The organism is Paenarthrobacter sp. 10N417, assembly GCF_056394745.1.
In genome coordinates this window covers 84,426-99,132 of the sequence record NZ_JBFTIL010000012.1, presented here as the reverse complement: position 1 = coordinate 99,132, position 14,707 = coordinate 84,426, and the positions used below count along the sequence as shown (strand labels likewise).

Genomic DNA, 14,707 nt, shown 5'->3' with positions numbered 1-14,707 from the left:
AGCGCTACCGACGCCGGCGCTTTTTCTTGCCGGCATTCAGTCTTTTGGTGGCCCTCCGAGCTGAGGGCGGTATCGGCCGAGCCATGAACTCTGGAGGCAGTAGACCAGCCGCATGGCCTAGCGCGTCTAGGTCCTTGTTGTCGACGTACGGGGCGTTGTCGTAACGCACCGACCGGACTTTCCCCCGTTCGTCGAGCAACACCATCAGCGCCCGGTCAGACTTAATCTGGTGCTTCTTGGCGATCCCATAGGTAGCTAGGCGGTTACTCGCTGCAGGCTGAGCCATAGAGCCTGGTTGGGTCCCGACGAAAAGTGTTGGGTACCCCCACGATCCAGCGAAGGCGACGAAGAGGCTGTGCGGCCGTCCGTCCTTTTTGGTCTTGGAGATCAGTGTCTGGATGTCACCTGCAAGCTTCTCTTGTGCGTCCCCGCTGAGGTTCAACAGATCTGCCGAGAAACGGAACCATCCGGGTTTCTTACCATCTTGTAAGAAGTCGACGAGGCTTAATATTGCGGGGTGTATTTTGAGTGCCGGCTTCACTGCCGGCTCCTCAACTGAACCCTCTTGGTGATAAACCCATGCATCCAGCTGATCGGTGTGGGTCATTACACGAGTTGGTACGGCGCCAGCTCGATACCGTCGTCTATCACCGACGGATGGACGACGGACTCCCAAAAATTCCTCACTGACGCGATCTGGATCGGGTTCGACGTATAGGTGCCCGGACAAGAACAACATAAACAGGTCGAGCTCATCGACGGCCCAAAAGTTGAGAGAAACCTCAGACTCGGTGCGGCGCCGAAGGTAGAGAAGAAACTCTGCGGGGCGTTCAAGTACTTCTGCGATGATCGCTAGATCATGCAGCGAGACAATCCACGGAAATCTATCGCTCTTGATGACATTCCCGCGGACTAATTCRTCAAGGGCTATCCCGAGGGGGCCCATATCATCGAGGCAGATTGCGATAGAACGCACCTCTCGAATTTCTGACAAGTCGAGCCAGGTTCTATCTTCAAGCCAGAGCCCATGATTAGCGCGAATCAGCCCCTCCAGCCGCAGTGCTTGGTCCGTAGCCTCGCCCACTGTAGCCTTCAAATCTCCCGTCAGACGCTGTACGTGGCCCCCTCGTGCTTGATGCGAAACGCTTCGTCCCTTGACCTCAACGCAGACTGCCACGTCCTCAATGAGGAACAGTGCATCAGCCTCTGTTTGTTCAGCCATTGAGGTGATGTCTACGGCACGTGCTGACAGTTCGTCTAAGTTCACCCCGGGATTGGGCCTGAAATATTTGAGATTCACATGGGCRGCGTCCGCTCCAAGCAGCGTCGTCAGATGCTCGACCGAAAACTGCTCACTGACGATCGCGCGGCGTTTTTCATAGCGCCGCCATCGGGCGGAATGACCCTTCAACTCGGTCTCGACGACCTGTCGGAAGCAGTCCGTCCCTATGGGAATGCCAGTGCCGACATAGTTGCCGTGACCATCACCGATGAGCGATGCGTTGCGCAGTGGGTTGTCGCCCGACAAGAATGACCGTACTGCGGCGAACGCATCCGTCTCCACACCGAATGAGATGCTGAACCGTTCAAGTATTCGTCTTACGCGGCCCTCAGGCACCGACGCGTCATCCGCGAGTTCTACTGCGGTGAGGCTCGCGCGTTCGCCTGGGAAAAACATCAGACTGTACACGGCCGCTCTGCCTTGCTCTGTGCGTTCGGCCGATTGGTCATTTAGACCGCCCGACCATTCCTGCGCGACGTCGCCGAGAGTGTCCCTGGCATCAAAAAAGCGGTTCCAAAAGACCGAACCGATCGCCTCACGAACCGCCAAGAAGTCTTCGTAATTAAACCCAAGAGCTTCAAACAGAAGATTGCCAAGGTGTTTGCTACTGAACAGTGCTTCGTTCAACCGCTCCTGAAAGTGAACATACTGCTTGGATTTCACGTTGAGTTCGTGACCGACGTAAGTGGCGGCCAGACTAGTTAGCGGCCCGAACTTCTCTGCCTGCCCCTCTGATAAGAGGGTGAACTGCCCCAAGGTAAGCAGTGTCCTTGCACGCTCATGAAGTTCTGGGATTACATGCGATGGCTGCGCGGCTTTTGGGTCGGCGTTCGGCAGGAGACGTGTACCGCGTGCGAGCAGAATTACTGCGACTATGTCCACGGCTGTCGGGAGGTTATCGGCGAGGCTCTCACGGTAACCCTCTAGCATCATTGGAGTTTCGCGAAGCCGCATGAGTTCAATGACGTCAAATGCATCGGCCTGCTCGACAGCATTGGCGATCGCTTCCACATTTTCACGGATCACTTCCGGACCGCGGGCCACAAAATCAGCGGGCGTTTCCCCAGGGCGCAGACTGGTTAGGGATGCGGCCATGCTTTTGAAAGCGGACTCCATACTGTCGTCGTCTGCCGTGACGATCCGTCCGCTGGGCAGTCCTTCATTTATCTTTGACATGGCCAGTTCTCTCTTTTTCGTCCCCCGCACTTGGCTCTAAAGTCTATGGTCAACAACCCGGGGCTAAAGCAGTGAAACCATGTATTGGTTATCTGGTGGGGCCGCTCTTAAACCGTTCGACTCCTAAGGCCGTCCCCGTGCGGGACTTCCTGACTTTGGTTGCATTCGCGGTTGTGACGGCTGGGCTGGGCGCGTGTCCTCGCTCCTGGCGGTTGCCAGGCAGCCGCGCAGCTGCGTTTCTTTGGCACCGGTATCGGCAAATGACTCGTGGTGTTCAGCGGAACCAGCCTTTAGGCTTGGGTCTTTTAGCTGGCGGCTGTCGTTGCGGGTCACGGGTTCTCTATCTTCCGCCAGACGCCCTCCATGCGGGCGAGAGTTCCTGCTCGGCGCACTCGTACCTCTGCTCCCGGGTTGACCATTTGTCACCTTTGAAGCTGCCGTCGGCCAGCAGTTTCGCCTCGTGCAAGCTCTTGGCAGCGGCGGCCTCACCAAACGCAGCGGACCATCTCTGGCACAGCTTCGCGCAGGCCAATCGAGGGCAGGGCCGCGAAGGTCAGCGCTGCGCCAGGTACTCAGCTCCTTTGAACGGGTCCCGGGGTTTTACGCCGGTAATTGCGTTTCGGAATGGCTGCACCAGGACTGGCCGGCTTGACCGGCTTCTTCGCCGTAGGTTTGGCGTCCTCCTCGGCTCCAATCACGGCGTTTCCAAGGAGTACGTACACCTTACGGACCTTTTCCGTGCTGAACGTGAGCATCTCACTCTTTGGACCAACAGGCATTCTCCAGGTGTCCAGCAGGCCGGCTTCTTCCAGCTCTTTCGTTCCGCGGGACCTAGTGGCCGCGCTGATCCCGTATCGGGCGGGAAAGTTCTCTGTGGTGAACCAAACGTTCTTCCCGGACATGAGCGGTCCCTTCCAATTCAGGGCAAGGTTGTTTCCCGGTTTGTACCCCTCCTCGGCAAGGAGAATAAGCAGCATGATAAGTCCAGGTCCGCTGAGACTCTGGAAATCACCTGAGGTCCATAGCCGACTTGAGAGCTGAAAGTACAGATCTCTTTTTTGCCCGCCTCGGGAATACGCGCTGGAAGGGATCCGGTATTCCAGCCCCTCCCCCGACTCGTCCAGCAGCGTCACCTCTGAGGCATCTCCGCGGGTCTTGTCTAGTTGGATGAGCCGGAGACGCTCCAATACCTGAAGGGCGTTGGTAACGCGCCGGGCACCTTTACCCGGCGCGTCTGGGAGTCCTAAGAGTTCAGCCCACTGCCGGGCAGAGCGTTTGACGGTAAAAGGAGCCCCGGCGCATTTCCAGATCAACGCCGCATAGAGCTTCACGGCTACGGCCCCGCCTCGGCCACCACCGCCAGAAACGAGTTGAGCCAGAGGTGCCAGCTTGTCAGGATCCTCGCTCCTGACAAACGACTTGCGTATGGGTACCGACTTCCGGCGTCCGACACTGGCGTCAACGATTTCAGCAAGTTTCTTCGATTTTTCAAACTCCCGGGCTCGAATCGCAGCCCGTTGCTGCTCCTGATCAGCGCCTTCCTCGGCGACTTTTCCGTTAGCTGACGAGGAGGTACCTGAAATGGCTTGCGAGGTGATCATAAATGTCCTCCATACTTCTAAACGTTTCAACCGAGGGTTTCGTCAACAGGATCACTGCCTAGGAGTCTATAAGCGCAGTGCCAACTTGGCAACTAACACTATGTTAGCCGTCTTAGGCCTTGGAATTGCAAGGGATTCCACGGTTCCTATGTGCTAACTTCGAAGACATCAGGTTGAACAGCTGAAGTTAGCAACAGGAACTAGGTGCCCGGAACCGGTAAATCTTGGGCCTAGGGTGGCCTCTTGCGACCCTAGCGACTCAACTTGTAGCACCTGATGACCCGAGTGCCGGTGATGACTCGAGTACCTGGAGGGAGGAGTACCATCTGATCGCCTGGATCAGAAAGGGGCTCCGAGTGGCCTTCACACCTCCGGCGTTAGGTGCCAGTGAGGGCCCCTGTGGAAAGGGGCCCTCACTGCGTTCACAGCTCACCGCTAGAGTTCCGCTGTCCTCTTTGCCCACGCACAAGAACAGGATCAACCGTTGGACCCACTTACGCTCATTCAGCCTGCCATTGGACCGATGATTGGCGGGGCTTTGACCCTTGCTGGCGGATACTTTGCCAGCAAACGCACCGACAAAGCCACTCGAGTTACGGAACGGCGCAAGCTGTCGCATGACTCCTCCCGCGAAATCACTCTCCAGCTGGCAACGGCTACGGCCATCGCTCGCCGGCACCGCGATCCTGGGTCCCTCAACCTCACAACAGACGGCGAGAACGAGCTTGCTGAGGTCGTGAGCAAGATGGAACATCATGCCCGGTACATCGACGACAAACCACTTCGGGATGCTGTCAGCGAAGCCATTGGTTTTCTGCAGCCACCACCTGACTTCGAGGCATATCTTGGCAAATCTGTCCCAGGCATCATCCACGACCTAAATGTCTGGCTCGGCCCCATGGTCCAAGCGCACGTCACATGCGACAAGCTGCCCAACGAATGCGGTAAGCCGCCGCTCACTGAACCGACCTTCTTGACGACCTATCGCGAAAAATATATGGAAGCGGATAACGAGTGGGAAGCCTTCATCCTGCGGGCGGAACAAGCGGATGCCGAAGAACGTCAGGAATCCAGACAAGCCGCCGCCAATTGAGTCATTGAGCCTGACCAGGTAACTTCCCAGGGCTAACCTCCTTGGGCGCCAAAAGTCACCACCGCATGGCGGCAGCCCCTTTTCTGCCCCTGTACTAGCTTGGCGAACAGCCGCGATAGATTGTCCAGTCCAGTTCCCTGATAGTGCAGCGTTCCGTCAGGTGGGTCAGAAGCCTCGGTGGAGGGGAATGGCGGCACGCCCAACGTCGTGATAGTCCCTAAATGCCACGAGTCGACACGGTTACTACATGCGGTGCAGACAGAAGGTTAGGCGACAGAATAAGCAGCATGCGTCTCGAATCAGTCAGAGTCCAGCTCTTCCGCAATGTCGTGGACAGCGAGGTGATCGACGTTGATCCTCAAGTCACGTGCTTCGTGGGAAAGAACGAGAGTGGCAAGACCGCCCTCCTGAACGCTATATACCGACTAAACCCTGTTCATACGTTGACTACGTTCGAGGCGAGCAAGGACTACCCACGTTGGCGGCTTTCGAGAGATAGGAAAGCCGGTGGCATCGATGACGCAGTTCCCGTCTCGGCTATCTTTGGTATCGAGGAAGCCGATCGTGATGCAGTAATAGATGCGTTCGGTGAGGGCGTACTCACAACCGAAACATTCACGGTCAGCAGAAACTACAGCGGTGCATCTGCTCTTGGCTGCTCTGTCGATTCAGAGCGGGCACTCATGAATCTCTTCGAGACGCTGGAGACCCCTGAGGCGCTCCGTAAGGTATTCCTGGGCAAAGGATTGGCCGGGATTAAGAACCTGGCCGATGGACTGGGGCCACCGGAAAACGAAAATTGGGATACACAAGATCTGGCCAACCTTGTGAAGGAAGCGACAGCTATTCTAAATGGGAACAATACTCAAGGAGCTGTGGCTGCCCTTCTTGAAAAACGTCTGCCGAAGTTTTTCTACTTTTCGGACTACCAGGCGCTTCCTGGGCGCATCAACATTGCCGAGCTTCAAGGTGCCGATATTCCCGGTGAAACTGGCATCCAAACAGCCAGGGCGCTACTCAAGTTGGCCTCAACCGACGCTGCATCGTTAACTGAAGACGAGTTTGAGGACCGCAAAGCGGAACTTGAGGCAGTAAGCAACGAACTGACGGAGGAAGTCCTGGAGTTCTGGAAACAGAACACTGACTTGTCCGTAGAGATCGATCTTGACAAGAAGACAGTCCCGAATCCTAACGGCTACCACGGTGAGACGGCCGTCGCTCAGTTCCTTGACGTTCGAGTCAGAGATGCTCGCCATGGTTTCACCAACAATTTCGATCAACGGTCGAGCGGCTTCAGGTGGTTCTTCAGCTTCCTCGCGGCGTTCAGTGAATTCGAGGACTACGAGCACGGCGTGGTCGTCCTACTCGACGAGCCTGCCCTCACTTTGCACGGACGGGCTCAAGCCGATTTCCTTCGTTACATCGATGAACGCCTTGCCGCAAGTGCCCAAGTTATATTCACTACTCACTCACCGTTCATGGTCGACCCTGCGAAACTCGACAGGGTGAGGATCATCGAAGACAAAGGAGCGAAACGGGGATCCGTGGCAACGCGCGAAACCTTGGCTGTGGGAGTCGATTCCCTGTTCCCTCTTCAAGCCGCCTTGGGCTACGACATAGCCCAGAATCTCTTCATCGGACCCAACAACCTAGTAGTCGAAGGAACAAGCGACTACACGTACCTCGCGTTGCTGACAGATCATTTGGAGTCCCTCAACAGAGAAGGCCTCGACGCCAAGTGGCGAATACTCCCTGCGGGCGGAGCGGCGAACATCCCATCATTCGTGGCCCTAATTGGCCAAGGATTAGATGTGACCACGCTCATCGATGGCGGTCCCTCCGCACAAACTAAACTCCACAATCTTGCCGACCGAGGACTGTTAGAGAAGAAGCGAATCTTCGTCACTGATCAATTCACTGAAGGCATCTCGCCCTCCGACATTGAGGACTTGTTCGACGAAAAGGACTACATCCACCTCTACAACCTTGCCTTCGGTCGGAAGCTCACCGGTAAGGGAGTCACGGGGACCGACAAGATTGTGGCAAGAATTAGCAGGGCAATCAAGGAACCCTTCGTGGACCATGGCCGTCCTGCTGACTACTTACTCCGCAACAAGCTCGTACAACTACCAAAGCTCAGCGAAACCACCTTGAGCCGGTTCGAAAACCTTTTCAAAGCCATCAACAAGACGCTCAGCTAGCTTCAGTCTCCATCCCCAGGGCTGGATTGCAGCGCGAATACGCGCGGATAGAGTGTCCCACTTCCATATAGCTGGGAAACTCACCTTTTGTGATGCTATTTAATCGAGACTTGTTGTGATCGCCAGCAGCCGGCCTACAGCGCAACAATTCCGTCCCAGATGCTATCCGACATCCTCTGCCGTGGACAGCCATCACAAAGACAGCTTCCGGGACAGCGACCCGTGTGGTTCAGGAGTCCACGGCTAGGTACGGGCAAGCGGTGGTTTGGCTGGCTACGATAATCTTTGTAATGTCCGCAGACTGAGCCAACGAGCCTTCGGTTCATGTGCACTCTGGACCTTCTCGTGGTCTGTAGTGACCTCCTGGAGTCCAACTCTCCTTCCGCTAGCTGCTGCAGCCTGTGAACCTTGATGCCTCCGGAGAGTTGGTCTCGTTCTAGGCGCGCGGATCCGACATAATGGCTAGCCGTTCTCGGCTGCTTCCAAATGTCTTGTCCAGGCTCCACCTCATAAGTCCCGGGAGCGCTTCGGCAAAGATGTGGAGTTCCAGACCGATAGCGATTGTATGCATTCGCCTGGAGCTGCCTGCAGCGGGCTAGCCCCGAGCTCAAGTTTCGGATATAGCTCTTCGGGTTAGATCAGTGGCCCAGACCGATAACAACTTAGACGCCAGGATGCCCTCCGCATATCAATTGGGATGAGCGAAGGCAGCCAATCTTGCCTTGCACTTCAGAGGCCGGCAGTTTTCCCACCGGTCCACTCTCCGACCCCCTGCCCTCAATGGCCCGCTGAGTCACAGCCCGCGTCGAACGTCGCCAGTGGTGGTCACAACAAGCATGTGAAGCACCCGCATCTGAGTAGAACCGGCGCTTCATCCCAACATTCAGGGCCTCAAGCCGGAAAGCCCTGGTATCCCAAACGCCGCCCCTTGACTCCCAACGCCACCTTGCCTAAACTTTTCATAAAGCAGAATCTAAATTCCACAAAGCGGAAATGAAGCTAGGATCAAGCAGGCCGAGCCAAGCAAGCAGGAAGATAGATCAAAGCCCCTCCTCGGAAGGACCTACGATGACGTACACAGTGAACTGCTCCATCCTCCTGACGGAGCTGCCCTTGCTCGAGCGCCCCGCCGCCGCGAAGGCAGCAGGTTTTGACGCCGTCGAGTTCTGGTGGCCCTTCGAAACCTCCGTCCCCACCGACGCACAAGTAACCGAGTTTGAAACCGCCATCAAGGACGCCGGCGTTCAGCTCACGGGCCTGAACTTCAACGCCGGCAACATGCCCGGCGGCGACCGCGGCCTGGTGTCCTGGAAGGGACGTTGCTCCGAATTCAAGGACAACATCGACGTCGTAGCCGGCATCGGTGAGCGCCTGGGCTGCAAGGCCTTCAACGCCCTCTACGGCAACCGCCAGGACGAGTTCACTCCTGAAGAACAGGACGAACTCGCGGCCAAGAACCTCGCCGCAGCAGCCGAAGGCGTCGCACGTATTGGCGGAACTGTCCTCCTCGAACCGGTCAGCGGCGCACCCAAGTACCCGCTCCTCACCGCTGAAGACGCCCTCAAGGTCATCGCCCGCGTCAAGGCAGAATCCGGCGCCCAGAACATCAAGCTCCTCGCCGACTTCTACCACCTTGCAGTCAACGGCGACGACGTCGAATCCGTCATCGAGAACCACGCCAAGGACTTCGGCCACATCCAAATCGCCGACAACCCCGGCCGCGGCGCTCCCGGAACCGGCACCCTCCCCCTCGGCGAATGGATCGCCCGCAGCCGCGAACTCGGCTACGACGGCTACATCGGCCTCGAGTACAAGGAACCGCAGGAATCGGCCTTCAGCTGGGCCATCCGCCAGCGCGCCAACGCCAACTAAGCACCGGGCTCCCAACTAAGTAGCAGCAGAGCACGTTTAGAACCCTCAAAACGCGCACTAGTGCGACCTAGTTGGGTAAGCACACCCGGGTTAAAACACACCCGGACACCAGACACACACGCTTTCCACACACAGACTTCCCCAGAAAGAGAACCACAATGAGCAACGTTGCAGTCATCGGACTCGGAATCATGGGCCTCCCCATGGCCATCAACCTCGTCAAGGCCGGCCACACGGTCACCGGTTTCAACCGCAGCCAGGACAAGATCGACAAGCTCGTCTCCGAGGGCGGCCAGGGTGCCACGAGCATCGCGGACGCAGTCAAGGACGCCGACGTCGTCATCACCATGGTCCCGGACTCCCCCGATGTTGAGGGTGTAGTCAGCGGCAAGGATGGCGTCTTCGCCAACGCGAAGACGGGCGCACTCTGGATCGACGCATCCAGCATCCGCCCGGACGTCGCCAAGCGCCTCTCGGAAGAAGCAGTAGAAGCAGGCATCCGCCCGCTCGACGCTCCCGTGTCCGGTGGCGAACAGGGCGCCATCGACGCCGTCCTGTCCATCATGGTCGGCGGCGAAGCTGCTGACTTTGAGGCAGCACAGGATGTCCTCACCGCAGTGGGCAAGACCATCGTCCATGTCGGCCCGTCCGGCTCCGGCCAGACGGTCAAGGCTGCAAACCAGCTGATCGTAGCCGTCAACATCCAGGTCCTCGGCGAGGCCATCGCCTTCCTTGAGGCCTACGGCGTAGACACCGACGCAGCACTGAAGGTCCTCGGCGGCGGCTTGGCCGGCTCCAAGGTCCTGGACCAGAAGGGTCAGAAGATGCTCGACCGCAACTTCGACCCCGGTTTCCGCCTGGCCCTCCACCACAAGGACCTCGGCATCGTCACCTCCGCAGCCCGCGAAGCCAACGTCGCTGTCCCGCTCGGCGCAGTCGTCGCCCAGCTCGTCGCCGCAACCGTCAACCAGGGCGACGGCGGCCTCGACCACTCGGGCCTCTTCAAGCAGGTCCTCCAGCTCAGCGGCCGGAAGTAAGCAGCCCGGCAAAAGCCGGCACAAGCAACAAAAGCAGGGAACCCGCCGTCGTACTAAACGACGGCGGCTCCCTCACCACACCCAAAAACACCCCATACTTCGCCCGCAAGGGCAACAATCAAGGAGTACACCATGGCTAAGATGCGCACCGTTGATGCGGCAGTCGCCATCCTGGAAAAGGAAGGCGCCACCGAGGCTTTCGGCCTGCCAGGCGCAGCGATCAACCCCTTCTATTCCGCAATGCGGGCCCACGGCGGCATCCGCCACACGCTGGCCCGCCACGTTGAAGGCGCCAGCCACATGGCTGACGGCTACAGCCGCGCAGCTGATGGCAACATCGGCATCTGCATCGGCACGTCGGGCCCCGCAGGCACGGACATGATCACTGGCCTGTACGCAGCCCAGGCCGATTCGATCCCCATGCTCTGCATCACCGGTCAGGCACCGGTTGCCAAGCTGCACAAGGAAGACTTCCAGGCCGTGGACATCGAGTCCATCGCCAAGCCGTTGACCAAGTTCGCCATGACCATCCTGGAGCCGGGTCAGGTTCCCGGCGCGTTCCAGAAGGCGTTCCAACTGATGCGCTCGGGTCGTCCGGGCCCCGTCCTGCTGGACCTGCCCATCGACGTTCAGATGGCCGAGATCGAGTTCGACATCGACGCCTACGAGCCCCTGCCGGTGGAGAAGCCCAAAGCTTCCCGCAAGCAGCTGGAAAAGGCACTGGACCTGCTGACCGCTGCCAAGCACCCGCTGATCGTTGCCGGTGGCGGCATCATCAACGCCGGCGCTTCGGCCCAGCTGGTTGAACTGGCCGAGATCCTGAACGTTCCCGTTATCCCCACCCTGATGGGTTGGGGCGCCATCCCGGACGACCACCAGCTGATGGCCGGCATGGTTGGCCTGCAGACCTCGCACCGCTACGGCAACGAGACCTTCTTGCAGAGCGACTTCGTGATCGGCATCGGCAACCGTTGGGCCAACCGCCACACCGGCGGCCTGGACACCTACACGGCCGGCCGTAAGTTCGTTCACATCGACATCGAGCCAACGCAGATCGGTCGCGTTTTCTCGCCGGACTTGGGCATCGCGTCCGACGCCGGTGCGGCGCTGGCTGGCCTGATCGAGCTGGCCCGCGAGCGCCAGGCTGCAAAGTCCCTGCCGGACTACTCGGGTTGGGTCGCCGAGTGCCAGGAGCGCAAGGGTTCCCTGCATCGCAAGACCAACTTCGACAACGTGCCGATCAAGCCGCAGCGCGTGTACCAGGAGATGAACAAGGCCTTCGGCCGCGACACCACGTACGTGTCCACCATTGGCCTGTCGCAGATCGCCGGCGCACAGATGCTGCACGTGTTCGGTGCCCGCAAGTGGATCAACGCGGGCCAGGCCGGCCCGCTGGGTTGGACCGCTCCGGCTGCTCTCGGCGTAGTAAGGGGAACCCCGGACGCCACCGTTGTTGCCCTGTCCGGTGACTACGACTTCCAGTTCATGATCGAGGAACTGGCCGTTGGCGCACAGTTCAACCTGCCATACATCCACGTTGTGGTGAACAACAGCTACCTGGGCCTGATCCGTCAGTCGCAGCGCGGCTTCAACATGGAACAGAACGTTTCCCTGGCCTTCGAGAACATCAACAGTCCGGAAACAAACGGCTACGGCGTGGACCACATCAAGGTCGCCGAGGGCTTGGGCTGCAAGGCCATCCGCGTTGAGGACCCCAACGACCTGCCCGCTGCCTTCGACAAGGCCAAGGCACTGATGGGCGAGTTCAAGGTTCCCGTGGTTGTTGAAGTGATCCTGGAAAAGATCACCAACATCTCCATGGGTGTTGAGATCAACGGCGTGAACGAGTTCGAAGACCTGGCAGAAACCGCGGCGGACGCACCCACCGCGATCCTGACCAAGGCTTAAAGGAAAAGGAGCACCGGAATGCGTGTTGTCATCGCCCCGGACAAATTCAAGGGCTCGCTGTCCGCGCCCGACGTCGCCAGGCATCTCGCAACAGGACTACTGGCAGGCTTCGGACAAACCGGGCTTGAGGCAACACGCATTCCGGTAGCCGACGGCGGCGAAGGAACCATCGACGCCGCCATCGGCTCCGGCTTCACCCGCCGGACCACCACCGTCGCCGGCCCACTGGGCGAACCGGTACAGGCAGACTTTGCAGTGCGGGACCAGGAAGCAGTCATCGAAATGGCGGCTGCTTCCGGCCTCGCGCTCCTCCCCGACGGCCCCACGTCTGAAACGGCACGTAAAGCCACCAGCATCGGCACGGGCGAACTCATCCGCGCCGCGCTGGACCTCGGCTGCCGCAAGATCATCCTGGGCGTGGGCGGCAGCGCCAACACCGACGCCGGCGCCGGAGTCCTTCAGGGCCTCGGCGCAGTGTTCCTGGACAAGGCCGGCAACGAGCTCCCCGGCGGCGGCGCGGCCCTCGCGGACGTGGACAGCATCGATTTCTCCAACTTCGACGTCCGCATCGAGGCAACGGAGTTCGTGTTGGCGTCCGACGTCGACAATCCCCTTTTGGGGGCCAGCGGAGCCCCAGCCATCTTCGGTCCGCAGAAGGGCGCGACGCCGGACGACGTCGCCGAACTGGACGCCGCAATACCACACTTCGTCAACGTCCTCGCAGCAACAACCGGCCAGCAGGCCAAGCACGCCGCGAAGGCACCCGGCGCAGGAGCAGCAGGCGGTGTTGGTTACATTGCGATAGCGGCACTGAAGGCTGAGCGGCGGCCGGGTATCGACGTCGTGCTTGAATTCACTGACCTTGAACAGAGACTGAAGGGCGCCGATCTGGTGATCACCGGAGAAGGCAGCCTGGACGAGCAAAGCCTGCTCGGCAAGACCCCCATGGGCGTCTCGCGCGCAGCACAGAAGGCCGGGGTTCCCGTGATCGCAGTCTGCGGCCGGAGTACCCTGAGCCGGGAACAACTCACGGATGCCGGCTTCCACACGGTCCACGCTTTGACCGACATGGAAACTGATGTCCAGAAATGTATCGCTGAAGCCGGTCCGTTGCTTGAACAATTAGGTAAGCACATAGGCGTGTACCTGGCGGAACGGACCGAAAACAAGGAGTACCTCAATGTCTGAAGCAATCGGCGCCTATGACCTCGTTATCCGGGGCCAGCGCATCCTGACCACCGCCGGACTCGCAGCCCGCGAAGTTGGCATCCGCGACGGCATCATCGTCGCCATCGAACCCCTGGGCAACGGCCTCACGGGCAACGAGGTCATCGAACTCGCAGACGACGAAACCCTCATCCCCGGCCTGGTGGACACGCACGTCCACGTCAACGAGCCCGGCCGCACCGAGTGGGAAGGCTTCGCCTCCGCCACGCGCGCCGCCGCCGCCGGTGGCGTCACCACCATCATTGACATGCCGCTGAACAGCATCCCGCCCACCACCACCGTGGACGGACTGGAGCAGAAGCGCGTCGTCGCCAAGGACCAAGCGTTCGTGGACGTCGGATTCTGGGGCGGCGCCATTCCGGGCAACAAAAAGGACCTCCGCCCGCTGCATGACGAAGGCGTTTTCGGCTTCAAGTGCTTCCTCCTGCACTCCGGCGTGGACGAGTTCCCGCACCTGGACGCAGATGAGATGGAAGAGGACATGGCTGAGCTCAAGTCCTTCGACTCCCTCATGATCGTGCACGCCGAGGACTCTCACGCGATCGACCGCGCCCCGCACCCCGGCGGTGACCACTACGAAACCTTCCTCGCATCCCGCCCCCGCGGCGCTGAGAACAAGGCCATCGCCGAGGTCATCGAACGCGCCCGCTGGACCGGCGCCCGCGCCCACATCCTGCACCTCTCCTCCTCCGACGCGCTGCCGATGATCGCCTCAGCAAAGCGCGACGGCGTCAACCTCACGGTTGAGACGTGCCCGCACTACCTGACGCTCATGGCCGAAGAAATCCCCGACGGCGCCACCGCCTACAAGTGCTGCCCGCCCATCCGTGAGGCCTCCAACCGCGAGCTCCTCTGGAAGGGCCTGCAGGACGGCACCATCGACTGCATCGTCTCGGACCACTCCCCCTCCACACTGGATTTGAAGGACTTGGAGAACGGCGACTTCGCAGTGGCATGGGGCGGCGTTTCCTCGCTGCAGCTGGGCCTGTCCCTGATCTGGACCGAAGCCCGCCACCGCGGCATCCCGCTGGAACAGGTCGTATCCTGGATGGCCGAGAAGCCCGCCGCCTTGGCCCGCCTGCACAACAAGGGCCAGCTCGCCCTCGGCTACGACGCCGACTTCTCCATCTTCGCGCCGGACGAAGCCTTCGTTGTGGACGTCACCAAGCTCAAGCACAAGAACCCGATCACGCCGTACGACGGCCGTCCGCTGGCCGGCGTCGTGCGCAAGACCTATCTGCGCGGCACACCGATCGACGGCCAGAACCCCGGCGGCAAGCTGCTCCGCCGCGGCAACGTTTAGGTCAACC

9 protein-coding genes are annotated in these 14,707 nt (G+C 59.7%); 7 read left to right on the top strand and 2 right to left on the bottom strand.

Annotated elements, in window-relative coordinates; genetic code table 11:
* Positions 1–4: 4 nt before the first annotated feature.
* Both AC1DCM_RS15585 and AC1DCM_RS15580 read right to left on the bottom strand, forming a co-directional pair.
* Positions 5–2,458: a hypothetical protein gene (locus AC1DCM_RS15585; RefSeq protein ID WP_477518907.1), complete on the bottom strand. Its 2,454-nt coding sequence runs from the start codon at positions 2,456–2,458 to the stop codon at positions 5–7.
* Positions 2,459–3,030: 572 nt separating this feature from the next.
* Complete coding sequence (locus AC1DCM_RS15580) at positions 3,031–4,059, bottom strand: hypothetical protein (protein WP_477518906.1); 1,029 nt, start codon at positions 4,057–4,059, stop codon at positions 3,031–3,033.
* Between the two features lie 484 nt (positions 4,060–4,543).
* Between AC1DCM_RS15580 and AC1DCM_RS15575 the strand changes: the two genes are divergently transcribed.
* The 7 genes from AC1DCM_RS15575 to allB all read left to right on the top strand — a co-directional run bounded on the left by AC1DCM_RS15575 (position 4,544) and on the right by allB (position 14,700).
* Positions 4,544–5,152, top strand: a complete 609-nt coding sequence (locus AC1DCM_RS15575; protein WP_477518905.1) for a hypothetical protein — start codon at positions 4,544–4,546, stop codon at positions 5,150–5,152.
* Between the two features lie 287 nt (positions 5,153–5,439).
* On the top strand, positions 5,440–7,353 hold the full coding sequence (locus tag AC1DCM_RS15570) for an AAA family ATPase (RefSeq protein WP_477518904.1): 1,914 nt from the start codon (positions 5,440–5,442) through the stop codon (positions 7,351–7,353).
* A gap of 1,068 nt (positions 7,354–8,421) precedes the next feature.
* On the top strand, positions 8,422–9,225 hold the full coding sequence (locus tag AC1DCM_RS15565) for a hydroxypyruvate isomerase family protein (RefSeq protein ID WP_089596273.1): 804 nt from the start codon (positions 8,422–8,424) through the stop codon (positions 9,223–9,225).
* Positions 9,226–9,296: 71 nt separating this feature from the next.
* Positions 9,297–10,262, top strand: a complete 966-nt coding sequence (locus AC1DCM_RS15560) for a 2-hydroxy-3-oxopropionate reductase (RefSeq protein WP_477518903.1) — start codon at positions 9,297–9,299, stop codon at positions 10,260–10,262.
* A 132-nt stretch (positions 10,263–10,394) separates the two neighbouring features.
* Positions 10,395–12,170 carry a glyoxylate carboligase gene (gcl, locus tag AC1DCM_RS15555; protein WP_477518902.1) on the top strand — a complete coding sequence of 592 codons (1,776 nt, stop codon included), beginning with the start codon at positions 10,395–10,397 and terminating at the stop codon, positions 12,168–12,170.
* An 18-nt stretch (positions 12,171–12,188) separates the two neighbouring features.
* A complete protein-coding gene (locus tag AC1DCM_RS15550) occupies positions 12,189–13,358 on the top strand; it encodes a glycerate kinase (RefSeq protein ID WP_477518901.1) in 1,170 nt (389 codons plus the stop codon).
* Positions 13,351–14,700 carry an allantoinase AllB gene (gene allB / locus AC1DCM_RS15545; RefSeq protein WP_224165429.1) on the top strand — a complete coding sequence of 450 codons (1,350 nt, stop codon included), beginning with the start codon at positions 13,351–13,353 and terminating at the stop codon, positions 14,698–14,700. The genes AC1DCM_RS15550 and allB overlap by 8 nt, the downstream gene beginning before the upstream one ends.
* Positions 14,701–14,707: the final 7 nt, after the last annotated feature.